Source organism: Streptomyces sp. GS7 (genome assembly GCF_009834125.1).
GTDB lineage: Bacteria > Actinomycetota > Actinomycetes > Streptomycetales > Streptomycetaceae > Streptomyces.
On sequence record NZ_CP047146.1, the window covers coordinates 7,495,744 to 7,522,646 of the forward strand.

22 protein-coding genes and 1 pseudogene are annotated in these 26,903 nt (G+C 72.9%); 9 read left to right on the forward strand and 14 right to left on the reverse strand.

The window, feature by feature from the left end:
• The first annotated feature begins 5 nt into the window (after positions 1-5).
• Positions 6-1,433, forward strand: a complete 1,428-nt coding sequence (gene pyk / locus GR130_RS32450; RefSeq protein WP_159508006.1) for a pyruvate kinase — start codon at positions 6-8, stop codon at positions 1,431-1,433.
• Positions 1,434-1,546: 113 nt separating this feature from the next.
• On the opposite strand, the gene GR130_RS32455 is transcribed toward pyk, so the two are convergent.
• The 4 genes from GR130_RS32455 to GR130_RS32470 all read right to left on the reverse strand — a co-directional run bounded on the left by GR130_RS32455 (position 1,547) and on the right by GR130_RS32470 (position 5,805).
• A complete protein-coding gene (locus GR130_RS32455; RefSeq protein ID WP_201305062.1) occupies positions 1,547-2,788 on the reverse strand; it encodes a hypothetical protein in 1,242 nt (413 codons plus the stop codon).
• Positions 2,778-3,341 carry a DUF6114 domain-containing protein gene (locus GR130_RS32460; protein WP_159508007.1) on the reverse strand — a complete coding sequence of 188 codons (564 nt, stop codon included), beginning with the start codon at positions 3,339-3,341 and terminating at the stop codon, positions 2,778-2,780. The genes GR130_RS32455 and GR130_RS32460 overlap by 11 nt, the downstream gene beginning before the upstream one ends.
• A 236-nt stretch (positions 3,342-3,577) precedes the next feature.
• Positions 3,578-4,195: a DUF6230 family protein gene (locus tag GR130_RS32465; protein WP_159508008.1), complete on the reverse strand. Its 618-nt coding sequence runs from the start codon at positions 4,193-4,195 to the stop codon at positions 3,578-3,580.
• A 641-nt stretch (positions 4,196-4,836) separates the two neighbouring features.
• Positions 4,837-5,805: a tetratricopeptide repeat protein gene (locus tag GR130_RS32470; RefSeq protein WP_159508009.1), complete on the reverse strand. Its 969-nt coding sequence runs from the start codon at positions 5,803-5,805 to the stop codon at positions 4,837-4,839.
• A gap of 384 nt (positions 5,806-6,189) precedes the next feature.
• On the opposite strand from GR130_RS32470, the gene GR130_RS32475 reads away from it, so the two are divergent.
• Positions 6,190-6,825 carry a TetR/AcrR family transcriptional regulator gene (locus GR130_RS32475; RefSeq protein ID WP_236573748.1) on the forward strand — a complete coding sequence of 212 codons (636 nt, stop codon included), beginning with the start codon at positions 6,190-6,192 and terminating at the stop codon, positions 6,823-6,825.
• A 68-nt stretch (positions 6,826-6,893) separates the two neighbouring features.
• On the opposite strand, the gene GR130_RS32480 is transcribed toward GR130_RS32475, so the two are convergent.
• Both GR130_RS32480 and GR130_RS32485 read right to left on the reverse strand, forming a co-directional pair.
• The gene (locus GR130_RS32480) at positions 6,894-7,955 is read right to left on the reverse strand and encodes a GDP-mannose 4,6-dehydratase (protein WP_236573750.1); all 1,062 of its coding nucleotides are present in this window, start codon (positions 7,953-7,955) and stop codon (positions 6,894-6,896) included.
• On the reverse strand, positions 7,952-9,160 hold the full coding sequence (locus tag GR130_RS32485; protein WP_159508011.1) for a UDP-N-acetylglucosamine--N-acetylmuramyl-(pentapeptide) pyrophosphoryl-undecaprenol N-acetylglucosamine transferase: 1,209 nt from the start codon (positions 9,158-9,160) through the stop codon (positions 7,952-7,954). Before GR130_RS32485 ends, GR130_RS32480 begins: the two co-directional genes overlap by 4 nt.
• Before the next feature lie 63 nt (positions 9,161-9,223).
• Here GR130_RS32485 and GR130_RS32490 point away from each other — a divergent pair, with 63 nt between their 5' ends.
• Positions 9,224-9,979: a response regulator transcription factor gene (locus tag GR130_RS32490; RefSeq protein ID WP_159508012.1), complete on the forward strand. Its 756-nt coding sequence runs from the start codon at positions 9,224-9,226 to the stop codon at positions 9,977-9,979.
• A complete protein-coding gene (locus tag GR130_RS32495; RefSeq protein WP_159508013.1) occupies positions 9,976-11,373 on the forward strand; it encodes a sensor histidine kinase in 1,398 nt (465 codons plus the stop codon). The genes GR130_RS32490 and GR130_RS32495 overlap by 4 nt, the downstream gene beginning before the upstream one ends.
• Before the next feature lie 108 nt (positions 11,374-11,481).
• On the opposite strand, the gene GR130_RS32500 is transcribed toward GR130_RS32495, so the two are convergent.
• From GR130_RS32500 to GR130_RS32515, 4 genes are all read right to left on the reverse strand, one after another.
• Complete coding sequence (locus GR130_RS32500) at positions 11,482-13,182, reverse strand: acyl-CoA mutase large subunit family protein (RefSeq protein ID WP_159508014.1); 1,701 nt, start codon at positions 13,180-13,182, stop codon at positions 11,482-11,484.
• Positions 13,183-13,453: 271 nt separating this feature from the next.
• Positions 13,454-13,786 carry a DUF3817 domain-containing protein gene (locus GR130_RS32505; protein ID WP_159508015.1) on the reverse strand — a complete coding sequence of 111 codons (333 nt, stop codon included), beginning with the start codon at positions 13,784-13,786 and terminating at the stop codon, positions 13,454-13,456.
• A 136-nt stretch (positions 13,787-13,922) separates the two neighbouring features.
• The gene (locus tag GR130_RS32510; protein ID WP_159508016.1) at positions 13,923-14,432 is read right to left on the reverse strand and encodes a MarR family winged helix-turn-helix transcriptional regulator; all 510 of its coding nucleotides are present in this window, start codon (positions 14,430-14,432) and stop codon (positions 13,923-13,925) included.
• Positions 14,433-14,622: 190 nt separating this feature from the next.
• Positions 14,623-16,002, reverse strand: a complete 1,380-nt coding sequence (locus GR130_RS32515; RefSeq protein ID WP_159508017.1) for an MFS transporter — start codon at positions 16,000-16,002, stop codon at positions 14,623-14,625.
• Between the two features lie 79 nt (positions 16,003-16,081).
• On the opposite strand from GR130_RS32515, the gene GR130_RS32520 reads away from it, so the two are divergent.
• Positions 16,082-17,068 (forward strand): ArsR/SmtB family transcription factor, encoded by a 987-nt coding sequence (locus GR130_RS32520; RefSeq protein ID WP_159508018.1) that lies wholly within the window; start codon positions 16,082-16,084, stop codon positions 17,066-17,068.
• A 58-nt stretch (positions 17,069-17,126) separates the two neighbouring features.
• Here GR130_RS32520 and GR130_RS32525 read toward each other — a convergent pair whose 3' ends face one another.
• Both GR130_RS32525 and GR130_RS32530 read right to left on the reverse strand, forming a co-directional pair.
• Positions 17,127-17,435, reverse strand: coding sequence for an MTH1187 family thiamine-binding protein (locus tag GR130_RS32525; RefSeq protein WP_159508019.1), 309 nt, complete (start codon positions 17,433-17,435; stop codon positions 17,127-17,129).
• Positions 17,432-17,782 carry a DUF3817 domain-containing protein gene (locus tag GR130_RS32530; protein WP_159508020.1) on the reverse strand — a complete coding sequence of 117 codons (351 nt, stop codon included), beginning with the start codon at positions 17,780-17,782 and terminating at the stop codon, positions 17,432-17,434. The genes GR130_RS32525 and GR130_RS32530 overlap by 4 nt, the downstream gene beginning before the upstream one ends.
• A 231-nt stretch (positions 17,783-18,013) precedes the next feature.
• On the opposite strand from GR130_RS32530, the pseudogene GR130_RS32535 reads away from it, so the two are divergent.
• Together GR130_RS32535 and GR130_RS32540 are read left to right on the forward strand one after the other, a co-directional pair.
• Positions 18,014-18,673, forward strand: a pseudogene (locus tag GR130_RS32535) (AIM24 family protein); the annotation flags it as partial.
• A 121-nt stretch (positions 18,674-18,794) separates the two neighbouring features.
• The gene (locus GR130_RS32540; protein WP_159508022.1) at positions 18,795-19,271 is read left to right on the forward strand and encodes a MarR family winged helix-turn-helix transcriptional regulator; all 477 of its coding nucleotides are present in this window, start codon (positions 18,795-18,797) and stop codon (positions 19,269-19,271) included.
• An 82-nt stretch (positions 19,272-19,353) separates the two neighbouring features.
• Here the strand turns inward: GR130_RS32540 and meaB are convergent, their stop codons facing one another.
• Together meaB and GR130_RS32550 are read right to left on the reverse strand one after the other, a co-directional pair.
• The gene (meaB, locus tag GR130_RS32545; RefSeq protein ID WP_159508023.1) at positions 19,354-20,313 is read right to left on the reverse strand and encodes a methylmalonyl Co-A mutase-associated GTPase MeaB; all 960 of its coding nucleotides are present in this window, start codon (positions 20,311-20,313) and stop codon (positions 19,354-19,356) included.
• Positions 20,314-20,495: 182 nt separating this feature from the next.
• Positions 20,496-21,671 (reverse strand): acetyl-CoA C-acetyltransferase, encoded by a 1,176-nt coding sequence (locus GR130_RS32550; RefSeq protein WP_159510354.1) that lies wholly within the window; start codon positions 21,669-21,671, stop codon positions 20,496-20,498.
• A 164-nt stretch (positions 21,672-21,835) separates the two neighbouring features.
• Here GR130_RS32550 and mce point away from each other — a divergent pair, with 164 nt between their 5' ends.
• Together mce and scy are read left to right on the forward strand one after the other, a co-directional pair.
• Positions 21,836-22,276, forward strand: coding sequence for a methylmalonyl-CoA epimerase (gene mce, locus GR130_RS32555; protein ID WP_159508024.1), 441 nt, complete (start codon positions 21,836-21,838; stop codon positions 22,274-22,276).
• Positions 22,277-22,484: 208 nt separating this feature from the next.
• A complete protein-coding gene (gene scy, locus GR130_RS32560) occupies positions 22,485-26,900 on the forward strand; it encodes a polarized growth protein Scy (protein ID WP_159508025.1) in 4,416 nt (1,471 codons plus the stop codon).
• Positions 26,901-26,903 lie beyond the last annotated feature (3 nt).

The window sequence follows — 26,903 nt, forward strand, 5'->3', positions numbered from 1 at the left end:
CAGCCATGCGCCGTTCCAAAATCGTCTGCACCCTGGGCCCCGCCGTCGACTCCTACGACCAGCTGAAGACGCTGATCGAGGCCGGTATGAACGTGGCCCGTTTCAACATGAGCCACGGGACCCACTCGGAGCACGAGGAGCGGTACCACCGCCTCCGCAAGGCGGCCGAGGAGACCGGCCGCGCCGTCGGCGTGCTGGCCGACCTCCAGGGCCCCAAGATCCGCCTGGAGACCTTCGCCGAGGGCCCCGTCGAGCTGGTGCGCGGTGACGAGTTCGTCATCACCACCGAGGACGTGCCCGGTGACAAGCACATCTGCGGCACGACCTACAAGGGCCTGCCCGGCGACGTCTCCAAGGGCGACCCGGTCCTGATCAACGACGGCAACGTCGCCCTCCAGGTCGTCGAGGTCGACGGCCCGCAGGTGCGCACCATCGTCATCGAGGGCGGGGTCATCTCCGACCACAAGGGCATCAACCTGCCCGGCGCCGCGGTCAACGTCCCGGCGCTGTCCGAGAAGGACATCGACGACCTCAAGTTCGCGCTGCACATGGGCTGCGACATGGTCGCGCTGTCCTTCGTGCGGGACGCCAAGGACGTCCAGGACGTGCACCGCGTCATGGACGAGGTGGGCCGCCGGGTCCCGGTCGTCGCCAAGGTCGAGAAGCCGCAGGCGGTCGCCAACATGCGGGAGGTCGTGATGGCCTTCGACGCCGTCATGGTGGCCCGAGGCGACCTGGCGGTGGAGTACCCGCTGGAGAAGGTCCCGATGGTGCAGAAGCGGCTGATCGAGCTGTGCCGCCGGAACGCCAAGCCGGTGATCGTGGCGACCCAGATGATGGAGTCGATGATCACCAACTCCCGGCCGACCCGCGCCGAGGCGTCCGACGTCGCCAACGCGATCCTGGACGGCGCGGACGCGGTGATGCTCTCCGCGGAGTCCTCGGTGGGCCAGTACCCGATCGAGACCGTCAAGACGATGTCGAAGATCGTCGAGGCGGCCGAGGAGGAGCTGCTGTCCAAGGGCCTCCAGCCGCTGGTGCCCGGCAAGAAGCCGCGTACGCAGGGCGGTGCGGTGGCCCGCGCGGCCTGCGAGATGGCCGACTTCCTGGACGGCAAGGCGCTGGTCGCCTTCACCAAGTCCGGTGACACCGCCCGCCGGCTGTCGCGCTATCGCGCCGCCCAGCCGATCCTCGCCTTCACCACCGACATCGCCACCCGCAACCAGCTCACCCTGAGCTGGGGCGTGGACAGCTTCGTCGTCGAGCACGTCGACAACACCGACGCGATGGTGGACCTGGTGGACGCCGAGCTGCTCAAGCTCCAGCGCTACGGCAAGGGCGACACCATGATCATCACCGCCGGTTCGCCCCCCGGCGTCCCCGGCACCACCAACATGGTCCGGGTGCACCACCTCGGCGGCGACCCCGCCTGACGGGTCACCCGCTGACGGAGCGGACGGAAACGGCGGTGGGCCGCCCCCTCGTAGGGGGCGGCCCACCGCCGTTTCCGCGGCTCCCGGAGGATTCCGGCCGGGTGGATCCCCGGTCAGTTCTCGATGGACACGGCCATGCCCGGGACGTGCAGGTTGCCGCCGAACTGGCCGGCCTGGTCGAGCTTGACCTTGCTGAAGTAGGCGTACGGGACGTTGAGCGGCGGCGGGTGCTCCGGGTCGAAGACGATCGGGATCAGCCCGAAGAGGTTGCCCTGCAACCGCTCGGTGTACAGCGTCACCTTGCCACCGCGGATGGTGGACGTGGAGCCCGGCGTCGACCGCACGTGGTAGTGCTTGCCCGACGACGGGTCGTCGACGATCTGGTGCAGGTCGCCGATGTCGATGCTGTCCGCGGTGAACTTCAGGGCCTGCTTGACGTGGCCGCTCTGCGTCGTGACGTTGACGACGCCCTCGTAGTTCAGACCGCGCAGGGTCAGCCCGCTGGACTCCAGGTGCCAGGGGAGGTCCGGCAGGGTGACGGGCGTCTGCTCGTCCTTGCCCTTCTGCTTGTTCTCGACGACGCAGGGGTAGGCCTGCTTGCCGCTGGAGTCCTTGCCGGTCAGCGCGCCGCCGGCCGCGTTGTCGGCCGTGCCCACCAGGCCGTGCGTGGTGTCGTTGACCGCCTTCGACGGGTCCGTGAGCGCGTCCTTGACCGGCTTGGTGACCTCGTTCAGGCCGGGTCCGGAGTCCGCCGGCGACGCCGCCGGGGTGGACGGGGCCGGGGCCGGTGCCTTGGTGGCGGACGCGGACGGCGAGGGGCTCGGCGAGGCCGACGGCTGGGCGGTCTTGTGGACGCCGAAGATACCGCCGAGCGCATCACCGATACCGCCCAGCAGCCCGCCGTCGTCCTTCTTCGCGGAGGCCGACGGCGACGGCGTCGCGGAGCCCGAGGGCGCGTCGGTCTTCGGGGTGGCGGAGGGCTTCGCCGCGGGCTTGCTCGCGGACGGCGAGGGCGTCGCGGAGGGCGAGGCGGACGGCGAGGCGGTGCTCTTGCCGGCCGTACCGTCCTTGCTCTTCGCGTCGTCCTTGGACGTGGCGCTCTGCCCGGAGGTGTCCGGCGCGCTGACGCACGGACCGTCCTTGAAGGGACTCTCCGGCGGCGCCGACTTGGCGATCGCCATCTGGGGCGTCAGCCCCATGCCCATGAGCACGGCGGACGGCATCGCGGCGATGGCGATGGCCTTGCCCGCGGGCACGTGCAGCCGAGTCAGCAGCGGCTTTCTGGGCGCGGCGTGCCTCGGCCCGGATCTCGCCCCGGCGGCTGCGCTCTCCTGGTGCAGCTCGTCACCCGGCACGGTGCCTCCCGTTCTCTCCGTTGGTCGGGCTCGTTCCTGACAGGTTGCCCAGTCCGTTGCCCAACGCGGGACCGCCGGCCGCCGGCGCGGGGTTCGTGGCGACGACCGGTCCGACGATGCGGTCCGGATCACCGGGCTCGTCCGCGCTCTGTTCGGGCTTGCCCGGCGCCCAGGAGACACCCAGCGCACCGCCGATCAGCCCCAGCAGGAAGCCGATCAGGAAGGCGCCGAAGTTCGAGACGACCAGGGAGACCAGGGAGAGCAGAATCGCCGCGACCCCCGCGAAGACCCGCGAGGCCGGCTGGAACCACATGGTCAGACCGAGCACCACCAGCAGGACGCCGATGATCAGCGAGCCTGCTCCGGCGGTGGTCGCCATGCGGACGGTCAGGGAACCGATGGTGAGGTTCGCATAGGGGATGTACATGATCGGTATGCCGGCCAGCAGAGTCAGCAGGCCGCCCCAGAACGGGCGGTGTCCGCGCCATTCCCGGAACGCAAGCCGCTTCCGGCCGAGGATCTCGATCAGCCCTGATCGCGTTTCGGCGCTCATGCACCAGCCTCCTTGCGGTCGGCGGGCCCGCAAAAGTCGTGCCGCGCGCGCCTGTTCTTGACTCTCCCCCAGCCTCCGGCCGGAAGGACCCCCGTGCTCCGCTCGCTCATGTCGTACGGCTCCTCGGACTGGCAAGTCGGTGGTTCAGTGGGTACTGCCCGGCGCTACCGGGCGTACGGGTACGGGGAACGGCTCTCGCCGCGCAGCTCCACCCCGCACCCGCACGCCTCAGCGCGTCAGTAGCACTCGTTCTTGCCCTTGGCGACGCTCATCTTCAGGCCGCTGAGCTTGAACGTGCCGGCCGTGGTGGCCCAGGCACGCTGCTGGACGTGGGTCAGCGTGGCCGAGTCGGCTTCCTGGGCAAAGGAGCCCGGGTCCGCCTTGTCGCCCTTGTGCATGCCGGGACCCTTGGACGTCGAACCCGCGGCAACACCGATGTTGATGTTGTTGAAGGTCGCGTCCGCGTTCAGCTGATCGAGGTCGATGTAGAGGTTCTTGGCCTCCACGGGCTGGCTGCCACCGCCGGCCGACAGCTTCATCGACACGTCGCCGAAGACCGGGACCGGCACGACGACGGACTGGCACAGGTTGTGGATCTTGGCGTTCGAGAACCCCGAGACCGCAACCGGAACGTTCTTGCCGTCCTTCTGGGCGTCGACCGCTCCGTACTGAACGAATCCGGTGCCGTCCAGCCGGTCCGTGCTGACCTTGAACTGCTGGCCGGACACGCTGAACGACGCCGCGAGCGCACCCTGCGAGAGGGCCACGCCGATGGCGGCGGTGGCCGCCACGCTCGGCACCATGACGACGGCGAACCGCTTCCATCTGGTACCGCCACGAGCCAGGGACTCCATGACTTTCCTCCTTCTCGGACGTACATCTCCGGGACGCGCCGCCTCAGTTGGGGCGGCCGTACCTGGGATGGGAGAAGTGCTACGTCCTCGGGAAGGAGAGCGCCTGTCCTCGGAGTTGCGTGCTTCCGAATACCGGCGATCACCCCCGAGCGACAACCACTGGCCACGCTCTCGCGCAACCTCACCGGACAGGCCCTGCCAGTTGGGGCAGAGACCCCCCTGTCCTCGGTCGGCGCCACTGCCGCCGACCGACTCGGTGGGGACCCAAGTACCCCGCGGCGCCAACCGGATGCCGGGCTGCGGGAATGGACCGAGCGTGGCCGATCGTCGTGCATTCCCGCCCGCCGCACAAGGCCCTCGTTACTTGCGGGTAACGGACCGATAACCACGCCGCGACGGACCGAGATCAACCAGGCACCCAGCGTCGCCGCTAACGACAAGCGGACACAAGGCAATTACCGACATAACGCCACAAGGTGGCCGCTTGGACTTACTCCAAGTAACAGCGGCCACGCTTACCAAGATTTGGTAAAACGTGGCCGCGGTTCCGTTTGCCGGACAGGCTCACGGGAGGTGCTGCAGGTTCGTACAGGTCAGAAGCGGGCAGGACGGAAGGAGCAGGTGAGTCGGGGCGGGTCGGCTCAGAACAGGACGCGCGCCAACGCGGTCCGCGCCTTGGTCACCCGGGGGTCGTCCGCGCCGATGACGTCGAACAGTTCCAGCAGCCGCACCCGCGCGGCCTCCCGGTCCTCGCCGGCGGTCCGCTTCACCGTCTCGACCAGCCGGCCGAAGGCGTCCTCGACATGACCGCCCACCAGGTCCAGGTCCGCGGCCCGGATCTGCGCCGCGACGTCGGAGGGGCGCTGCGCGGCGGCGGTGCGCACCTCCTGTGCGTCCAGGCCCTGCACCCGGGAGAGGAGTTCGGCCTGCGCGAGGCCGAGCTTGGCCTCCGGGTTGCCGGGGTCGTCGGAGAGGACGTTCTGGTACGCGCGGATGGCGCCGCCCAGATCACCGGAGTCCAGCGCGTCGTTCGCCGCGGTCAGCGCCGCGTCGTACGGACCGGCCGGGGCCGGCGCCGCGGCAGGCTGCTGCTCGGCCGCCGCGGGGTCGACGGGCGCGCCCACGATGCCGAACTGCTGCTCGGCGGCCTGCACCAGCTGGTCCAGCACCTGCCGGATCTGCGCCTCGGGGGCGGCCCCCTGGAACAGCGGGATGGGCTGGCCCGCGATGACCGCGAACACCGCCGGGATGCCCTGCACCCCGAACTGCTGGAACAGCATCTGGTTGGCGTCGACGTCGATCTTGGCCAGCACGAACTTGCCGGCGTACTCCGCCGCGAGGCGCTCCAGCAGAGGACCCAGCTGCTTGCACGGCTCGCACCACTCGGCCCAGAAGTCGATGACGACCGGGACCTCGGTGGAACGCTGGAGGACGTCCTGCTGGAACCCCGCCTCGTCGACGTCGAACACCAGACGGGCGCCGCTCGCGGGCGCCGCGCCCGTACGGGCGGCCTCGGCACGGGCCTGCTCCGCCTTCTGCTTCGCTTCGCCGGCCGCCTTCACCGCTGCGAGATCGACGACTCCGCTCATGGACATGTTGCGTGGCTGCATGAGTCCATCCTCCCCCCTGCGCGGCCGGTTCCGGAAAGCGGTCCGGAGAACGCTCCGGAATTCGTCGTACACGTCCTGGACCAGAGGTCGGGCCGGGCCAGGCGGCGGGCTCCGCACCCGTCCGTACACCCTGCCGGAATGCGGCGTGCGTTCGGGGACCGGTGCCCGGTCCGGCCCCGAGGAGGGCCGGCGTTCGGCCCCGAGGAGGGCCGGCGTGCGCGGCCATGGGTCCCCACCCACGGCCAGTGGCTGTCGCTCTTTCGCTACGGGTCGTAGCGTAACTCGGAGCCGCCCCCGCCCGGCAACCGGTTCCCCCACGCCACGGAGTGATCTGCCTCACGGAGCGCCCCGCCCGCCCTCTTACCCGCCGGTATGGTCGCCCGCATGCACCGCTCCCCCTGTCCCCGGAAAGGCCGCACGGGCCGCCCCCGCAGCGCCGAGGCGGATCGCGCGATCCTCGACGCGACCCGTGCCGCGCTCGTCGACGTGGGCTGGGGGAAGCTCACCATGAGCGAGGTCGCGACGCGCGCCGGCGTGGCCAAGACGACCCTCTACCGCCGCTGGGCCAACAAGAACGAGCTGGTCGTGGACGCGGTCGCGGTCCTCTTCGACGAACTGGAACTCCCCGACCGCGGCTGCCTCCAGGCCGACATCGAGGGCGTGGTGCTCCAGTTCGGCGCGCTGCTCGCCCGGCCCGAGACCAAGACCGCGCTGATGGCGGTGGTCGCCGAGTCGACCACCGACGACGCGCTGCGCGAGCGCATCCGGTCGGCGATCGTCGACCGGCAGAAGCGGCTGGTGCTGCTGGGCCGGGAACGCGCCCAGCAGCGCGGCGAACTGCCGCCCGACGGCGCCGGGCCCGAGGGCGCACTGGCCGCCACCCGGACCGTCGGGCTGATCTTCGACGTGATCGCCGGCGCGATCGTGCACCGCACCCTGGTCAGCGCCGAGCCGGTGGACGCCGCCTGGGCCCACCAGTTCTCGACGATGCTGCTGACCGGCCTCGGCGGACTGGGCTGAGTCGGCCGACGGTGCCGGGTCGGCCGGCCGGGCCGACTGGGCTGACGTACCGTCACCCGCCCGGTCGGTCAGACCTGGTAGCGCTCCGCCCGGAACAGGTGCAGATGGTCCGCGACCCATTCCGAGGTCCGCTCCAGCCCCTCCTTCAGCGAAACCCGCGGCTCCCATGACGCCCATTGCCGTGCCCGGGAGTTGTCCGAAAGCAGCCGCTCCACCTCACTGCCCGACGGCCGCAGCCGCGTACGGTCCACCACCACCTCGGCGCTGCGCCCGGAGGCCGCGATCAGCGCCTCGGCCAGCGCCCCGATGGCGATCTCCCGCCCGCTGCCCAGGTTCACCACCTGCCCGAGTGCCCGGTCGCAGTCGGCCAGCGCCAGGAACCCGGCCGCGGTGTCCGTGACGTAGGTGAAGTCCCGGGTCGGGGTGAGCGAGCCGAGCTTGATCTGCCGGGCGCCGGAGTGGAGTTGGGCCAGGATCGTCGGGATCACGGCGCGCGCGGACTGCCGGGGGCCGTAGGTGTTGAAGGGGCGGACCACCGTCACCGGCAGCTCGAAGGCGTGCCAGTGCGACAGCGCCATCATGTCCGCGCCGATCTTCGAGGCGGAGTAGGGCGACTGCGGCTGGAGCGGGTGCTCCTCGCTGATCGGGGCGGTCCGCGCGGTCCCGTAGACCTCGCTGGTGGAGGTGTGCACCAGCCGCCGCACGCCGTGCCGGCGGCACGCCTCGGCGATGTTCTCGGTGCCCACCACGTTGGTCTGCACATAGGCGCCGGGCGAGTCGTAGCTGTACGGGATGCCGATCAGCGCGGCCAGGTGGAAGACGGTGTCGCAGCCCGCGACGGCGTCCATCACCCGGCCCGCGTCCCGGACGTCGCCGGCGATCATCTCGACCGGGCTGCCGGGCGCCAGGTAGCGGGCCAGATTGCCCTTCTCGGCATACGGCTTGTAGTGGACGAAGGCGCGCACCTCGGCGCCCGCCTCGACCAGCAGATCGACCAGCGTGGAGCCGATGAACCCCTCGGCCCCGGTGACCAGGACCCGGCGTCCGGCCCACTGCCGCGCGCCGCTGCCGGTGAGGGGGGTGAGGGAGGTGGTGGCAGCGGGGGTCGTGGGGCTGCTGCTGGTGGTCATGCGGACTCCTTCAGGTTCAGGGGGTTGGGGTATCGGGTGGTGTGGCCGTCGTGGACGGGGCCGTCGTGGGCCGGGTGGTGCGGACGGCCGGCCAGCGCCAGGGTCTTGGCGGCCAGCAGGTCGGCGGCGTGCGCATGGGTGCCGGGGTCGGCCGCCGCACTCATCGCGGCGAGCCGGCCGGGGTCGTCGAGGAGCGGGGTGACCAGCCCGTCCAGCCGCTCCGCCGAGGTCTCCGCGTCGGACAGCAGCAGCGCCGCCCCGGCGTCCGAGAGCACCCGTGCGTTGTGCGTCTGGTGGTCTCCGGGCGCATGCGGATACGGGACCAGGACGGCGGGCATCCCGATGGTGGCCAGCTCCGCGACGGTCGCCGAACCGGCCCGGCAGACCACCAGGTCGGCCGCCGCGTACGCCAGATCCATCCGGTCCAGGTACGGCACCGCCTCGGCGACCGCGGACCCGCCGCTCGCCACGAGCCGCGCCCGGGTGTCGTCCAGCGCCGCCGGACCGGTCTTGATCAGCAGCCGCAGGTCCGCCCGCGACCGGTGGCGGGCCGCCAGGCCCACGGCGGCCTCGGTGAGCCGGGCGGCGCCCAGGCTGCCGCCGTTGAACAGCAGCAGCCGCGCGCTCTCCGGGATGCCCAGCGCCTGCCGGGCGGCCGGCCGCAGCGCCGCCCGGTCCAGTCCGGCCAGCGGACCGACCAGCGGCAGGCCGACGGTCTCCGCCCGCTCGCCGCCGGCCAGATGAGGCCGGCTGCGGTCGAAGGCGAGGGCGAGGTGAGGGGTGAGCCGGGCGGCGAACCGGTTGGCCCGGCCCGGCACCGCGTTGGATTCGTGGATCAGGCTCGGCAGCCCGGCCATCCGGGCCCCGACGATCACCGGGGCACTGGGATAGCCGCCCATGCCGACCGCGACCTGGGCGCGCTGCTCCTTGAGGATGGCCCGGCACTGGGCGCCGGACTTCAGCAGCGCGGCCGGCAGCAGAAAGCGCCGGGCGCCCAGCGACGGGTCGAAGGGGATCATGTCGACGGTGTGCAGCCGGTATCCGGCGTCCGGGATGAGCCGCGTCTCCAGCCCGCGTTCGGTGCCGACGAAGGAGATCACCGCGTCGGGCACGGCCCGGCGGAGGGCGTCGGCGAGGGCAAGTCCTGGATAGATGTGGCCGCCGGTGCCGCCCGCACCGATCACGACCGAGAGTGGTGTGCGCATGGCCGCCACGCTCACCCGCGGCCCTAAGAAGGTTCTAAGACGGGTGTTTGGGAGCCTGTAGCCATGCCCACTCCGCCACCGCCCGGATCCGCGCCCACCGCGTCCGGGAACTCCCCGTCCCCGTCCGCCGCCCCCAGGATCCTGGTCGTCGACGACGAACCGGAGGTCCGCGCCGCCGTGTCGGACGGACTCGCCGTCGAGGGCTACGCGGTACGCGGCGCCGCCGACGGCCTGGCCGCGCTCTCCGAGGTCGCCGCCTGGCAGCCCGACGCCATCGTCCTCGACGTGATGATGCCGGTACTGGACGGCCTGGCGGTCTGCCGCCGGCTGCGCGCCCTGGACGACCGCACCCCGATCCTCGTCCTGACCGCCCTGGACGCGGTCAGCGACCGGGTCGACGGCCTGGACGCGGGCGCCGACGACTACCTGGTCAAGCCGTTCGCCCTGGACGAGTTGATCGCCCGTATCCGGGCCCTGCTGCGCCGGGCCGCGGCCCCCGCCGCCGACGACACCCGGCTCTGCTACGACGATCTGGTCGTCGACCCCGTCACCCGCACCGGCCACCGCGGCGGCCGGCCGCTGGAGTTCAGCCGCACCGAGTACGCCCTGCTGGAACTGCTGCTGCTCCACCCCGGCCAGGTGCTGCCGCGCGAGGTGATCCTGGAGCGCGTCTGGGGCCGCGACTTCGGCCCGGAATCCAACTCCCTGGCCGTGTACGTCGGTTATCTGCGCCGGAAGCTGGAGGCGGGCGGCGAGCCCCGCCTGGTGCACACCGTGCACGGCGTCGGCTACCGCCTGGACCGGGCGGAGGGCGCATGACCGGCCGCCGCCGGCTGGGCGGCCGCTGGATCCGCCGCCGCCCGCTGCGCACCCGCCTGGCGCTGGCCGCCTCCGCGGCGGTGGCGCTGGTCGCGGTGGGGGTCTGCGCCGCCGCGTTCCTCGTCACCCGCCACCAGATGAACCGCCAGCTCAACCTCAGCCTGGGGCAGACGGCCACCCAGCAGCTCCAGCGCATCCACGACTGGGGCCCGGTCGCGGGCGACGCCTCCTGCCAGTACCCGGCCGCCGCCTGCGTCCAGATCGTCCCCGCCGACCCCCGCAAGGACGCCCGCGGCCCGTACGCCCTCCCGGTCTCGGCCGCCACCCGCGAGGTGGCCGCCGGAGCGCGCCCCGCCTACTACACCGACCTCACCGTCGCCGGGCACCCCGTCCGGATGTTCACCAGGCACCTCCCGCACAAGGACCTGGCGCTCCAGGTGGCGCTCCGCTCCGACACCGTCGACCGCGGCGTGCGCCAGGCCGCCTGGGCCCTGTCCGTGGTCGGCGGCGCGGGCGTCCTGCTGGCCGCCGCCCTGGGCTACTGGGTCTCCCGTACGGGCCTGGCTCCCGTCGCCCGGCTCACCGCCACCGCGGAGCGCATCGCCGCCACCCGCGACGCCCGCCACCGCATCGAGCTGCCGGACGGCCCGGACACCCACGAGGACGAGATCACCCGGCTCGCCACCAGCTTCAACACCATGCTCGGCGAACTGGAGGAGTCCGTCACCGCCCGGCGCCGGCTGGTCGCCGACGCCTCCCACGAGCTGCGCACCCCGCTGACCGCGCTCCGCACCAACGCCGAACTGCTCGCCCGTTCCGACCGCCTGACGGACACTCAGCGGGACCGGGCGTCGGCCGCGCTGGGCCGCCAGCTGCGCGAGGTCACCACCCTCGTCAACGACCTCATCGAACTCGCCCGCGACGAGGAGCCCCGGCCCCTGGTCGAGCAGGTCCGCCCCGCCGCCCTCCTGGAGCACGCGGTGGCCGCGGCCCGCGAGCACTGGCCGGAGATCACCTTCACCTGCCGCACCGACCCCGCGGCGGCCGGGACGGCCCTCCCCGGCGTCCCGCAGCGCCTGAACCGGCTGCTGTCCAACCTCCTCGACAACGCCGCCAAGTTCTCCCCGCCCGGCGGCCCCGTGGAGGCCGAACTCACCGCCGTGCCGGACGCGCTGGAGCTGACCGTCCGCGACCACGGCCCCGGTATCGCCCCCGAGGACCTGCCGCATGTCTTCGACCGCTTCTACCGCGCCCAGGCCGCCCGCGCCCTCCCCGGCTCGGGCCTCGGCCTGGCGATGGCCCGTCAGATCGCCCGCGCCCACGGCGCCGAGCTGACGGCGGAGCGGGCGCCGGGCGGCGGGGCGCTCTTCCGGCTGCGGATGCCGGCGGGGTGACGGGGGCGGCACGGCGAGACACCGGCGGCCTGCGGCCGCGGCGGCGGGCCGTCTCAGAGGTGGACGGGCACCGCCACGGCGCGGCCGCCGCGCCGGACCCGACTCCCGTCAGAACCCGGCCGGTTCGGTGTACACCCCCCACTCGTCGCGCAGCGCCCCGCAGATCTCGCCGAGCGTCGCCTCGGCCCGTACGGCCTCCAGCATCGGCTCGATCATGTTCGCCCCGCTGCGCGCGGCGGTCAGCATCGTCTTCAGCGCCGCCGCCACCCGGGCGTCGTCCCGGGCCGCCTTGCGCTCCGCCAGCATCCGCACCTGCTCGCGCTCGACCTCGTGGCTGACCCGCAGGATCTCCAGGTCGCCGGTGACCGAGCCCTCGTGGCAGTTGACGCCGACCACCTTCTTCTCGCCCTTCTCCAGGGCCTGTTGGTACCGGAACGCGGACTCGGCGATCTCGCCCGTGAACCAGCCGTCCTCGATGCCCCGCAGAATGCCGGAGGTCATCGGCCCGATCGGGTGCTGCCCGTCCGGCACGGCGCGCGCCCCGCGCTCCTTTATCTGCGCGAAGATCTTCTCCGCGTCCGCCTCGATGCGGTCGGTCAGCGCCTCGACGAACCACGAACCGCCCAGCGGGTCGGCGACATTGGCGACCCCGATCTCCTCCATCAGCACCTGCTGCGTCCGGAGCGCGATCTCCGCCGCCTGCTCGCTGGGCAGCGCCAGCGTCTCGTCCAGGGCGTTGGTGTGCAGCGAGTTGGTGCCGCCGAGCACCGCGGCCAGCGCCTCCACCGCGGTCCGTACCACGTTGTTGTACGGCTGCTGGGCGGTCAGCGACACGCCCGCGGTCTGGGTGTGGAACCGCAGCCACTGCGCCTTCTCGCTGGAGGCACCGTAGACGTCCCGCATCCAGCGGGCCCAGATCCGGCGCGCGGCGCGGAACTTGGCGATCTCCTCGAAGAAGTCCAGATGGGCGTCGAAGAAGAAGGACAGACCGGGTGCGAACCTGTCGACGTCCAGGCCGCGGGAGAGGCCCAGCTCGACGTACCCGAAGCCGTCGGCCAGGGTGTACGCCAGCTCCTGGGCGGCCGTCGCGCCGGCCTCCCGGATGTGGTAGCCGGAGACGGACAGCGGCTTGTAGGCGGGGATGCCGTGCGCGCAGTGCTCCATCAGGTCGCCGATCAGCCGCAGATGCGGCTCCGGCTGGAACAGCCACTCCTTCTGCGCGATGTACTCCTTGAAGATGTCCGTCTGGAGCGTGCCGTTGAGCACCGCCGGGTCGACGCCCTGCCGCTCGGCGGCGACGAGATACATGCAGAAGACCGGCACGGCGGGCCCGCTGATCGTCATGGACGTCGTCACGTCGCCCAGCGGGATGTCCTTGAACAGGACCTCCATGTCCGCCGCCGAGTCGATGGCCACGCCGCAGTGGCCGACCTCGCCGAGCGAGCGCGGGTCGTCGGAGTCCCGTCCCATCAGGGTCGGCATGTCGAACGCGACGGAGAGGCCGCCGCCGCCGGCGTCGAGGATCATCTTGTACCGCTCGTTCGTCTGCTCGGCGTTGCCGAAGCCCGCGAACTGGCGGATGGTCCAGGTGCGCCCCCGGTAGCCGGTCGGATACAGCCCGCGCGTGAAGGGGTACTCGCCCGGCCACCCGATCCGCTCGAACCCCTCGACCGGATCGCCGGGCCGCGGCCCGTACACCGGCTCGACGGGATCGCCCGAGAGCGTGCTGAAGTCCGCATCGCGCTTCCGGGCGGAGTCGTACCGGGCCTGCCAGCGGCGGCGGCCCTCTTCGATCGCGTCAGCGTCCATACCGTCGAATTTACTAGGACGTCCTAGTACCTGTCGATGGCTGGCGCCCCGGATTCGGGGTCGGGGACGGTCCCCTAAGGGGTGCGCGGGCCCCCGGACCGGGCCCTGCCCCGGGCCTGAACAGCGCAAACGCGCCCCTCCGGCAGACGGGAGAGGCGCGTGGCGAACGCATCGGATCCACCGGCCGTACCGGACCCGACCGGCCGTACCGGACCCGGGAGCGGTTCCGACGGGCGGCGCGTCGGGGCGCCCGCCGGCCGGGGCGGAACCGTCAGACCTTGACCGGCTCCGGCGCGGCGTCCGCCAGCAGCGGCTCGACCTCGCGGACGACCTTGCGCTCGACGAAGAACGCGGCGGTGGGGATCGTGCCGGAGACCAGCACCCACAGCAGCTTCGCGAACGGCCAGCGCGCCTTGGAGCCCAGGTCGAAGGCGAAGACCAGGTAGATGATGTAGAGCACGCCGTGGATCTGGGCGACGACGAGGGTCAGGTCCTTGCCCATCCCGAAGCCGTACTTGAAAACCATGCAGGCGCACAGCACCAGCAGCATCACAGCGGTGATGTAGGCCATCGCCCGGTAACGGGTCAGGACGCTTCGCTTCATGCCCCTGAGCGTAACGACCCGTTCCGGGGCGATCTTCGCCACCCCCCGCCCGGTGGAAAAGCCGCAGACAGCACCCGTCACGGCCGCGGATCCGCGGCCTCCGGGCACCTGCCAGGGGGCGCGGTCCGGCCCCCGTTCACTCCTCGGAGAAGTCCGCCGCCGCGACCCGCAGCGGGCGCAGCATCGCGAAGATCTCCGCGCACTCCTCGGCGTCGTACACCCCGAGCCCGAAGTCCATCGCCATCAGGTCGCGGGTGGCCGCGTCGCACACCTCGCGCCCCTTGTCCGTGATGGACGCCAGGGTGCCCCGCCCGTCGTTCGGGTTCGGGCGCTTGGCGACCAGGCCGGACTTCACCAGCCGGTCGACGGTGTTGGTGACCGAGGTGGGGTGCACCATCAGCCGCTCGCCGATCTTCGACATCGGCAGCTCGCCCGCCTTGGAGAAGGTCAGCAGCACCAGTGCCTCGTAGCGCGCGAAGGTCAGCCCGTAGGGCTTGACCACCGCGTCGACCTCCGAGAGCAGGATCTGCTGCGCCCGCATGATGGACGTGATCGCGGCCATCGAGGGGACGGATCCCCAACGCTGCTGCCACAGTTCGTCGGCGCGGGCGATGGGGTCGAAAGCAAGGCTGAGCGGCTTCGGCACGTCTCCGACCCTACCCGGCGGTCATATGCTGGGCGGCCCTGTCTCAGTTTTCGGTCTCCTGCGACGGGCCCCGGCCTCAGGGAGCGGGCTCCGGCCCACGCGGATCCAGTGTGCCGGGGGCCGTACGGACGCGGGGGCCGTTACGCACACGGGGACCTCACGGACGCACCGCCCCCTACGCACACGCGGTTCAGGGGGCGGTGCGGGCGCGCGCCGCACGGCGCGGCCCGGTGCCGGGCCGCGCCCGCGTACGCCGCACCTCGGCGATCACCGCCAGGACGCACACCCCGCCCACCACCCCGGCGGCCGGCATGACCACCGGGAGCGGCGCGTGGTCGGCGGCCACCCCGGCCAGCCCCATCGCCAGCCCCATGACCGTCATCCGGCCCGCCTGCATCAGCGTCATCGCCTGCCCCAGCAGTTCGTCGGGGACCGCGGCGGCGAACCACCGGTCGACGCCGAAGTTGTACGAGATCGAGGTCCCGGTCAGCACCAGCAGGAGCACGGCCCAGCCGAGCGGCGGCCGGGCGGCGAAGCCCAGCGAGGGCAGCACCGCGAACACGCCCATGGGGAAGGTCAGTCGGGCGCGCGCCCGCGGCCCGAGGAAGGACCCGGCCAGGGTTTCGGCGACCACCGCGCCGATGGGCATGCCGCACATCAGCAGCCCCTGTCCGGCCGTCCCGGCGCCCAGGAGGTCCCCGTACGGCACGAGCAGCGCCTCGGGGACGACCACGACCGCCGGCGGCACCCAGCCGAGGAGCAGCAGCGCCCGGATCCGCCGGTCGGCGAGCAGCCGCCGGGTGCCCGCCAGCGAGGCGCCCAGCAGCGCACCGCGGGCCCGCCCTCCCGTCACCCGACCTCCGCCCCCAGAAGACGGCGCCCCGCGCCGACCCGCCCCCCGCGCCGGGCGGGCGGCGGTGCCCAGCCGCAGCAGCAGGGCCGAGCAGGCGAAGGTGCCGGCGGTGACGCCGAGCACCGCGCCCGGGGGAACGACGGTCAGCAGCAGCCCCCCGGCGGCAAAACCGGCCAGCTGGGCGCCCTGGTTGACGATCCGGATCAGCGAGCGCCCCAGGACGAACGGATCGCCCTCGCCGAGGATCTCGCCGAGCGTCCCGGCGCGGGTCCCGGCGAAGACCGGCGCGATGGCCGCGATCACACAGCGCAGCGCGAGCAGCACCGCCACCGGGACACCGGGGAGCACCATGGCCGCCGCCGCAAGCGCGCACAGCGTGTCGCACAGGACCAGCACCCGCCGGGCCGGGAACCAGTCGGCGACGGCCGACAGCAGGGTGCCGCCGAGGACGTACGGCAGCAGCCCCAGCGCGAAGGTCAGGGCGCTGAGCAGCGGCGAGCCGGTGAGCCGGAAGACCAGGACGGAGAGCGCGATCTCGCAGACGACCACGCCCAGGGAGGACAGCAGGTGCGCGGCGAAGACACAGCGGAACTCCGGGACGGCGAAGACCGCGCGGTAGCCCCGGCGGGCCGGGGCGCGGCGGTCCGCGTCCCGGTCGGGGGCCGGCGGGCAGGCGGGGGCGCGGCCCGGCTGTGCGGGCCCGGAGGGGGACGGCATGGCGCCAGCGTGCCGGGGCCGCCGGGCGCGCCGTAGTGTTTCGGCTCCAGCCGAATCCTGGGGAGGGGAGGGCCCGGCCGTGCCGCTGGACCTGCATTTCGGGGCGGACGACCTGCTGCGTATCCGGTTCGCGATCTCGCCGCTGTGCGAGACCCATGAGGCGCTGCGGACCCTGCGGCGGACCGACCGGCACGGCTACCACCTGCCGTGGCTGCGGCGGATGCGGGAGCGGGTGGCCGGGCTGGACCTGTCGCCGGTGTGGCTGTTCATGCCGTCGCCGCGGCCCGGGTACACCCCCGATTTCCTGGGCCGGCCGCCGGACGTCCCCCTGGCGGACTTCGCGGCGGAGCTGGCCCGGCTGCGGGCCACCGACCCGGCGCTGGCGCGCGCCGAGATGGCCAAGTCGCTGGCCTGTACGCCGGGGGCCGCGGAATCGGCGCGCGGCCGGGCGGCGCTGGCCGATCCCCGGCGGGCCGTCCAGGAGCTGGCGGACACCACGGAGCGCGCCTGGCACGCCCTGCTGGCCCCGGACTGGCCCCGGCTGCGGGCGCTGCTGGAAGCCGAAATCGCCTATCGGTCGCGGCAGTTGGCGGACGGCGGGCTGCGCCGGCTGTTCGCCGATCTGCATCCGCGGCTGTCCTGGTCGGAGGGCACGCTCACGGTCCGCACCCGGACGGACTTCGTGCAGATGCAGGACCTGGACGGGCGCGGGGTGCTGCTGCTGCCGAGCGTCTTCGTGTGGCCGGACGTGGTGAGCGGTTTCGATCCGCCGTGGCAGCCGACCGTGATCTATCCGGCGCGCGGGATCGGCGGGCTGTGGCAGGGCCCGGCGGCCGGCCCGGCACTGGCGCGGCTGCTGGGCGCCAACCGGGCCGCGGTGCTGGCGGCCCTGGACGCGCCGGCGACGACCTCGGCGCTGGCGCACCGGCTCGGGCTGGCCGCGTCGTCCGTCTCGGCGCATCTGTCCGTGCTGCGCGAGGCCGGTCTGCTGGTCTCGCGCCGGCACGGGCATCAGGTGCGCTACGAGCGGACGCCGCTGGGCATCGCCCTGGCGGCGGGCGGCTGACGGGGCGGCCCTGGCGCGGGCGTCCGCCAAGAGGTCCGGACTACGGGACGTCCGGGCTTCAGGAGGTCCGGGCGTCCTGGGCCAGGTGCCGTTCGACGGTCTCGACCTTCGAGGTCAGCCCGTCGGTCACACCCGGCCGGATGTCGGCCTTCAGGACCAGCGAGACCCGCCCGGAGCGCGCCTCGACGGCGGCGACGGCGCGCTTGACGACGTCCATCACCTCGTCCCACTCGCCCTCGATGGAGGTGAACATGGCGTCCGTGCGGTTGGGCAGCCCGGACTCGCGGACGACCCGGACGGCGTCGGCGACGTACTCGCCGACGTCCTCGCCGACGCCCAGCGGGCTCACGGAGAAGGCGACGATCATGCGTTCACGACACCTTCCTTGCGGGCGCGGGCGGCGATCACGCTGGCCTGCTCCTCGCGCTTGAGCACCTTGTCCGCGTACAGGCCGCCGAACGGCACGATGGCCAGGACGAAGAAGAAGGCGGCGCGCTTCCAGGGCCACTTGGTGCGGTTCCAGGCGTCCAGCAGCAGCACCACGACGATGGTGAACAGGATGCCGTGCAGCATGCCGAGCGGGAACACCAGCGCGTCGTAGTGGAGGAACAGCTTGAATCCGGTGCCGAATATCAGCAGCGCCGGGAAGGAGAGCGCCTCCGGAATGGATGCCAGGCGCAGTCGGTGCAGGGCGGCGGCGGTCTTGATGTCCACGGGAACCTCGTTCGGGCGGAGGGGGGAGGCAAGCACGGATGCTTGTGCGAGAGTTCACAAGCATCGGCCCCATTGTTACAGCCACCCCGGTGATCACCGCGCCCGGGTCGGCGCCCGGACTCGGCGAGAGGTCAGCGGGGCGCCAGGGGGACGTCGGGGGAAGGTCCGGGACAAAAGCCCTGCCCCGCGCGGCCCCGGGCCGATACCGTCGGGGCCGTGGCTCGTTTTCGGATCGCCTACTACGGGCAGATCGACTTCCACGGCGTCGGGCACGGCCCCCTGGACCGCCTCGTCGCCGGCAGTTTCCATTCGCCACTGCACGCCGCGGACTGGGTCGTCGCCGAGGGCCGGGGAAAGATGCTGCTCGCCGACCGGTCCTTCGACGTGAATTCCTACGACCTGGACGAGGGCAACCTCACGATTCGCTCCGGCAACGTGCTCGCCTTTCAGCCATCTCTGTCGCTGAAGCAGTCGATCATCCCCGGCTTCCTCACGCTCCTCGGCACCGGGAAGTTCGTCGCCGCCTCCAACGGCCCCGTGGCCTTCGTCGAGCCCCCGATCCGCGTCGACCCGCAGGCCCTCGTCGGCTGGGCCGACCGCCCCTCCCCCTGTCATCACTACGACCATCGGTACCTGCGCGGATTCCTGGGCGGCGTACGGGCGCACACGGGTTTCGGCGGCGCCTCGGGCGAGGAGCACCAGTACGAGTTCACCGGCGCCGGGACGGTCCTGCTCCAGTCGACCGAACAGATGCTGCCGGAGCCGGCGACCGGCGCGCCGGCCGAGGAGGACCGCATACCGGACGGCGGCGGCCACGCTGCGCAAAGTGGCTCACAACCGCCGCGGCTTCCCGGCAGCGTCGGGGGGCTCCAGCGCCGCTTCGGGCTGTGAACGGTAGTCTGCGGACGGTGACCTCGAACGTCTGACCAACACCAGGTCCCGGCCGGCCGATGCCTGTCACACCACAGCCATGATTAATTCACTATTCAACTTTCACGGGTAGAATTCATCCATGACGACCGACAGCGACACCCCCTGGCTGACCGACCAGGAGCAGCGTGCCTGGCGCACTCATCTGGACGTCAGCAGACTGCTGATGCACCAACTGGAGCGCGATCTGCAGCCGTTCGGCCTGACCAACAACGACTACGAGATCCTGGTCAACCTCTCCGAAGCCGAGGACCGCCGGCTGCGGATGAGCGACCTGGCGGCCAGCACCCTGCAGTCCAAGAGCCGCCTCTCGCACCAGATCACGCGTATGGAGAACGCCGGCCTGGTGCGCCGCGAGAGCTGCGAGTCGGACCGCCGCGGCCTCTACGCCGTCCTCACGGACGAGGGCTGGGACACCATGCGCCGGGTCGCCCCGCACCATGTCACCTCGGTCCGCAGGCACTTCATCGACCTCTTCGCCCCCGAAGACCTCGAAGCCTTCCGCGTCTCGCTGGCCCCCGTCGCCGAACACCTCCGCGAGCGGCGCAGCGCGCTGTAGCGCGGGTGGGTCCGGTGGTGGCGGCGCCCGGGGAGCGACGCCGCCACCGGACCGCGACCGCAGCGGGCCGCCGGGGTCCGGGTCACTCCCCCGACGTCAGGCCCGCCACCAGTTCGTCCGCCGCCCGGTACGGGTCCGTGTCGCCGGCCACGATGCGCTCGGCCAGCGCGTCCACATGGCGGTCGCCCGACAGGTCACCGATCCGCGACCGCAGTGCCGTGACCGCGATCGTCTCGACCTCGCGGGCCGCCCGCGCGAGCCGCCGCTGCGCGAGGACGCCGTGCTCCTCCATCCAGGCCCGGTGCTTCTCCAGCGCCTCGACGACCTCGTCGACGCCCTCGCCGCGCGCCGCCACCGTCTTCACGATCGGGGGCCGCCAGTCGCCGGGGGCCCGCGCCTCGCCCAGCCCCAGCATGTGGTTGAGCTCGCGCGCGGTGGCGTCCGCGCCGTCCCGGTCGGCCTTGTTGACCACGTAGACGTCGCCGATCTCCAGGATGCCCGCCTTCGCGGCCTGGATTCCGTCGCCCATCCCGGGCGCCAGCAGCACCACGCTGGTGTCGGCCTGGGAGGCGATCTCCACCTCCGACTGCCCGACGCCGACCGTCTCGACCAGCACCACGTCGCAGCCCGCCGCGTCCAGCACCCGGATCGCCTGTGGCGCCGCCCACGCCAGCCCGCCCAGATGGCCGCGGGTGGCCATCGAGCGGATGTAGACGCCGGGGTCCGAGGCGTGCTCGCTCATCCGCACCCGGTCGCCGAGCAGCGCGCCCCCGGAGAACGGCGACGACGGGTCGACGGCGAGCACGCCGACCCGTTTGCCCGCCTTGCGGTACGCGGTCACCAGCGCGGACGTCGTGGTGGACTTCCCGACGCCGGGCGAGCCGGTCAGCCCGACCACGTACGCGCCTCCGGTCAGCGGCGCCAGCGCCGCCATCACCTCGCGCAGCTCCGGCGCCGCCCCCTCGACGAGGGAGATCAGCCGGGCCACCGCCCTCGGCCGGCCCTGCCGGGCCTGTTCCACCAGCTGGGGGACGTCCACCATCGCCGCTCGGCTCCTTCGGCTCGCTCGTCCGCGTCCGGCCCGCCCGTACGCGCTCGCTTCCTCACCCGGTACGCCGGCACGCGAGGGCCGGCTCCCGGACCCGGTTTGCCCGGTCCGCCCGGTCCGCCCGGTCCGCCCGGTACAAGAGGACTCTTTCCCGTACCCGCTCCGCGCGGATCCGCCTACTTGCCAGGCACCCGGATGATCAGCGCATCGCCCTGGCCGCCGCCGCCGCACAGCGCCGCCGCGCCCACGCCGCCGCCGCGCCGCCGCAGCTCCAGCGCGAGGTGCAGCACGATACGGGCGCCGGACATGCCGATCGGGTGCCCGAGCGCGATCGCACCACCGTTGACATTCACCTTTTCCGGGGAAACCCCCAGATCCTTCATTGACTGCACGGCGACCGCCGCGAACGCCTCGTTGATCTCGATCAGGTCAAGATCTTCGACGGTCAGGCCCTCCTTGCCGAGGGCGTGGTCGATCGCGTTGGAGGGCTGCGACTGGAGGGAGTTGTCGGGGCCCGCGACATTGCCGTGCGCGCCGATCTCGGCGATCCACTCCAGGCCCAGCGCCTGGGCCTTGGCCTTGCTCATGACGACCACCGCGGCGGCGCCGTCGGAGATCTGCGACGAGGTGCCGGCGGTGATCGTGCCGTCCTTGGCGAAGGCCGGCCGGAGCTTGCCGAGCGACTCCACGGTGGTCTCGCCGCGGATGCCCTCGTCCTTGCTGAAGATGACCGGGTCGCCCTTGCGCTGCGGGATCTCCACGGGGGTGATCTCGGCCTCGAACAGGCCGTTCTTCTGCGCGGCGGCGGCCCGCTGGTGGGAGGCCGCGGCGATCTCGTCCTGCTCGGTGCGGCCGATGCCGAGGCGGGTGTTGTGCTTCTCGGTCGACTCGCCCATCGCGATGTTCTCGAAGGCGTCCGTGAGCCCGTCGTGCGCCATCGCGTCGAGCATCTCCACCGCGCCGTACTTGAAGCCCTCGCGGGACTTCGGCAGCAGGTGCGGGGCGTTGGTCATGGACTCCTGGCCGCCGGCCACGATCACGTCGAACTCGCCGGCGCGGATGAGCTGGTCGGCCAGCGCGATCGCGTCGAGGCCGGAGAGGCAGACCTTGTTGACGGTCAGCGCGGGGACGTTCATGGGGATGCCGGCCTTGACCGCGGCCTGGCGCGCCGGGATCTGCCCCGCCCCGGCCTGGAGCACCTGGCCCATGATCACGTACTGCACCTGGTCGCCGCCGATGCCGGCCCGGTCCAGCGCCGCCTTGATGGCCACGCCGCCGAGGTCGGCTCCGGAGAAGGTCCGCAGGGACCCCAGGAGCCGGCCCATGGGGGTGCGCGCTCCGGCCACGATCACTGAGGTGGTGCCGTTGTTTGCAGACATACGGTGCGGCCTTCCTTTGCAGGGAAGTTAACGAGGGTTCCCGTCAATGTACTGAGGGGTAGCCGCCGGGTCACCGGCAAGCAGGTGTGATCGCGCGCACGTTGCGTAACCAGCCGTGCGGGCGGTGCACTGGAGCCATGCTGACGCGAATCGACCACATCGGGATCGCCTGTTTCGACCTCGACAAGACCGTCGAGTTCTACCGTGCCACGTATGGCTTCGAGGTGTTCCACTCCGAGGTCAACGAGGAGCAGGGCGTGCGGGAGGCCATGCTCAAAATCAACGAGACGTCCGACGGCGGGGCGTCCTACCTGCAGCTCCTGGAGCCCACCCGCGAGGACTCCGCGGTCGGCAAGTGGCTGGCCAAGAACGGCGAGGGCGTGCACCACATCGCCTTCGGCACGGCCGATGTCGACGGGGACTCCGACGACATCCGGAACAAGGGCGTCCGGGTCCTCTACGACGAGCCCAGGACGGGTTCGATGGGCTCGCGGATCACCTTCCTGCACCCCAAGGACTGCCACGGCGTACTCACCGAACTCGTCACCGCGGCGCCGCCTGCCGCGACTGACCACTGACCTTCGCCTTCCCCGGCCGGTAGAGTGCAGCTTCGGCCGGGGTAAGGGAATGGGGCTCGGTCCATACTCTGCCGATGATCTGACACCATTTCTTCGGAAGGGTCAGCTCCGATGGGTGCGAGTCGGGTACGACGGGACGTGTACGGGACGCGCATCGCAGGACCGGAGCCGGCCGCCACCATGACCAGGGGACGGATGGGACCGCGCAGTGCGGGGCAACGAACGCCAGGAGCGTAAGTGGGCTGAGGCCGACCACCTCTCTCAGTTCGAAGCCGAGATGGAGCGGCTGAAGACCGAGCGGGACAAGGCCGTCCAGCACGCCGACGACCTCGGTTACCAGGTCGAGGTGCTGCGCGCCAAGCTCCACGAGGCGCGCCGCAGTCTCGCGACCCGACCTGCCTACGACAACGTCAGCCACCAGGCCGAACAACTGCTGCGCAACGCGCAGATCCAGGCCGACCAGCTGCGTTCGGACGCCGAGCGGGAGTTGCGCGAGGCACGGGCGCAGACCCAGCGGCTGCTCCAGGACCAGGCCGAGCGGCAGGCCCGGCTGGAGGCCGAGCTGCACGCCGAGGCGGTCGGCCGCCGGCAGCGGCTGGACGAGGAGCTCAACGAGCGCCGCCAGACCGTCGAATCGCACGTCAACGAGAACGTCGCCTGGGCCGAGCAACTGCGCGCCCGTACGGAGTCGCAGGCCCGCCGCCTGATGGAGGAGTCCCGGGCGGAGGCCGAGCAGGCGCTGGCGTCCGCGCGCGCCGAGGCGCAGCGGCTGGCCGAGCAGGCCCGCGAGCGGCTGGGCACCCAGGCCGAAGAGGCGCGGGCCGAAGCGGAATCCATCCTGCGCCGGGCGCGTACGGACGCCGAGCGGCTGTTGAACGCCGCGTCCAACCAGGCCCAGGAGGCCACCGACCAGGCCGAGCAGCTGCGCACCACGGCCGGCAGCGAGTCGGAGGAGGCCCGCCGGCAGGCCGCGGAGCTGACCCGTACCGCCGAGGCCCGGGTCAAGGAGGCCGACACCGCACTGCGCGAGGCGCGCACCGAGGCGGAGAAGCTGGTCGAGGAGGCGCAGCAGTCCGCCACCAAGCGGCTGTCGGCCGCCGAGTCGGAGAACGAGCAGCGCACCCGTACGGCCAAGGCGGAGATCGCCCGGCTGGTGGGAGAGGCCACCAAGGAGGCCGAGGCGCTCAAGGCGGAGGCCGAGCAACTGCGGGCGGACGCGCGGGCGGAGTCCGATCGGCTGCTCTCGGAGGCGCAGGACGCGGCGCGCTCCAAGGTGGCGGAGGACTCCGCGGCGCAGCTGGCGAAGGCGGCGCGGACCGCCGAGGAGGTGCTGACCAGGGCGTCCGAGGACGCCAAGGCCACCACGAAGGCCGCCGCCGAGGAGGCCGAACGGCTGCGCAGGGAGGCCGAGTCCGAGGCGGACCGGCTGCGCGAGGAGGCGCACGACACCGCGGCGCAGCTCAAGGGCGCGGCGAAGGACGACACCAAGGAGTACCGCGCCAAGACCGTCGAACTCCAGGAGGAGGCGCGGCGGCTGCGCGGCGAGGCGGAGCAGCTGCGGGCGGACGCGGTCGCCGAGGGCGAGCGGATCCGCAGTGAGGCGCGCCGGGAGGCCGTTCAGCAGATCGAGGAGGCGGCCGGGACCGCCGAGGAGCTGCTGGCCAAGGCCAAGGCCGGTGCCGAGGAGACCCGTTCGGGCGCGGTCGCGGAGAGCGAGCGGGTGCGGACGGAGGCCATCGAGCGGGCCTCGGGGCTGCGCCGGCAGGCCGACGAGGCGCTGGAGCGGGCCCGTGCGGAGGCCGAACAGCTGCTGCTGGAGGGCACCCAGGCCGCCGAGGAGCTGACGTCCGAGGCCGAGAAGAGCGCCGCGGCGCTGCGCGCGGAGGCCGAGGAGGCCACCGAGGAGCGGCGGGCCGAGGCACAGGCCGAGCTGGACCGGCTGCGCGTCGAGGCGGAGGAGCGGGTCGCCGCCGCCGAGGAGGCACTGCGCGAGGCCCGTGCGGAGGCCGAGCAGCTGCGCCGGGAGACGCAGGAGGAGGCGGCCCGGCTCAAGGCGGAGGCCGCGGAGCGCCGGCGGTCGCTGGCGCAGCAGGCCGAGGAGGAGGCCGAACGGCTGCGCGCGGAGGCCGCCGAGGACGCCTCGGCGGCGCGTTCCGAGGCCGAGGCGGTGTCCGTACGGCTGCGCGGCGAGGCCTCCGCCGAGGCGGAGCGGCTGAAGGCGGAGGCGCAGGAGACCGCGGACCGGGTGCGCGCGGAGGCGGCGGCCGCAGCCGAGCGCACCGGCACGGAGGCGGCGCAGGCGCTCGCCGAGGCCCAGGAGGAGGCCGCGCGCCGCCGCCGGGAGGCCGAGCAGCTGCTGGGCGAGGCCCGCGAGGAGGCCCACCAGGAGCGCACCGCGGCGCGGGAGCAGAGCGAGGAGCTGCTGGCGTCGGCCCGTACGCGGGTGAGCGAGGCGCAGGCGGAGGCCGAGCGGCTGGTCGAGGAGGCGGACCGGCGGGCCGGCGAGCTGGTGGCGGGGGCCGAGCAGACCGCGCAGCAGGTGCGCGACGCGGTCGCGGGGCTGCACGACCAGGCCAACGAGGAGATCGCCGGGCTGCGTTCGGCGGCCGAGCACGCCGCCGAGCGGACCAGGACCGAGGCGCAGGAGGAGGCCGACCGGGTCCGCGCGGACGCCTACGCCGAGCGCGAGCGCGCGTCGGAGGACGCGGCGCGGGTGCGGCGGGACGCGCAGGAGTCGTCGGAGGCCGCCAAGTCCCTTGCGGAGCGGACGGTTTCGCAGGCCATCGAGGAGTCCGAGCGGCTGCGGACGGAGGCCGCGGACGTCCTGGACGAGGCCCGCCGCGACGCCAACGCCGCCCGCACCGAAGCCGCCGAACAGGCCGACCGGCTCGTCACCGAAGCCACCGCCGAGGCGGAGAAGCAGGTCGCGGACGCCACCGCGCAGGCCGAGGAGCTGCGGACCGAGGCCGCGGACGTCCTGGACGAGGCCCGCCGCGACGCCAACGCCGCCCGCACCGAAGCCGCCGAACAGGCCGACCGGCTCGTCACCGAAGCCACCGCACAGGCCGACAAGCTGGTCGCGGACGCCACCGCGAAGGCGCAGCAGCTGCGCACCGACGCGTCGGACGCGCTGGCGTCGGCGGAGCAGGACGCGGCGCGGGCGCGGGCCGAGGCGCGGGACGACGCGAACCGGATGCGGTCGGAGGCCGCCGGGCAGACCGACCGGCTGATCGCCGAGGCGCGTACGGAGGCCGAGCGGATCGTCACCGAGGCCACCGAGCTGACGTCTTCGGCGCAGGACGACGCGGACCGCACGGTCCGGGAGGGCCAGGAGGCCGCCGACCTGCTGCGCGCGGAGGGCGAGCAGCAGGCGCGGGCGAGGGTCGCGGAGGCCACCGAGGAGGCCGAGCGGCTGCGGGCCGAGGCCGCCGAGGTGCTGGACGGCGCCCGTACGGACGCTGAGCGCACCGGCGACGAGGCGCGCAAGGCGGCCAACAAGACGCGTGCGGACGCCGCGACGCAGGCCGACGAGCTGGTGGCGGAGGCCGCCGGCGAGGCCGAGCGGCTGCGTTCGGAGGCGGCGGAGCGGACCGCGGAGGCCGAGCGGGACGCGGACCGCGCCCGGGCGGACGCCCGCGAGCAGGCGGACCGGATGATCGCCACGGCCACCGCGGAGGCGGACCGGCTGCGCGCCGAGGCGGCCGAGACCGTCGCCGCCGCCCAGGAGCACGCCAACCGCACCCGCAGCGAGTCCGCGAAGGTCCGCGAGGACGCGGAGGCGGCCGCCGAGCGCACCAGGACCGAGGCTCAGGAGGAGGCCGACGGACTGCTGGACGAGGCCCGCAAGGACGCGGCCAAGCGCCGCGGCGACGCCGCCGAGCAGGCCGACCAGCTCATCGCCAAGGCCCAGGAGGAGGCGCTGAAGACGGCCACCGGCGCCGAGGAGCAGGCCGACACGATGGTCGGGGCGGCCCGCAAGGAGGCCGACCGGATCGTCCGGGAGGCGACGAACGAGGGCAACACGCGCGTGGAGAAGGCCCGTACGGACGCCGACACGCTGCTGAGCGAGGCCCGCGGGGACGCCACGGCCATAAGGGAGCGCGCCGAGGAGCTGCGGGTGCGCATCGAGTCCGAGGTCGAGGAGCTGCACGAGCGGGCCCGCCGGGAGTCGGCGGAGACGATGAAGAACGCCGGCGAGCGGGTCGACAAGCTCATCGCGCAGGCCACCGCGCAGCAGGTGGAGGCCGAGGAGAAGGCCGACCGGATGATGTCCGACGCGAACAGCGAGGCGAGCAAGGTCCGGATCCAGGCCGTCAAGAAGGCCGAGGGCCTCATCAAGGAGGCCGAGAACAAGAAGGCCGAGGCGGTGCGCGACGCGAAGCGGATGCGTACGGAGGCCGAGGAGGAGGCCACCCGGATCGTGGAGGAGGGCAAGCGCGAGCTGGAGGTGCTGGTGCGCCGCCGCGAGGACATCAACGCCGAAATCTCCCGAGTTCAGGACGTTCTGGAAGCGCTGGAGTCGTTCGAGACCCCCGCGGGGGGCGCGGACGGCAAGGGCGGGGGTGTGAAGGCCGCTGCGGGAGCGGGCGCAACTCGTTCGAGTGGCAAGCAGTCTGAAGGGTAGCCA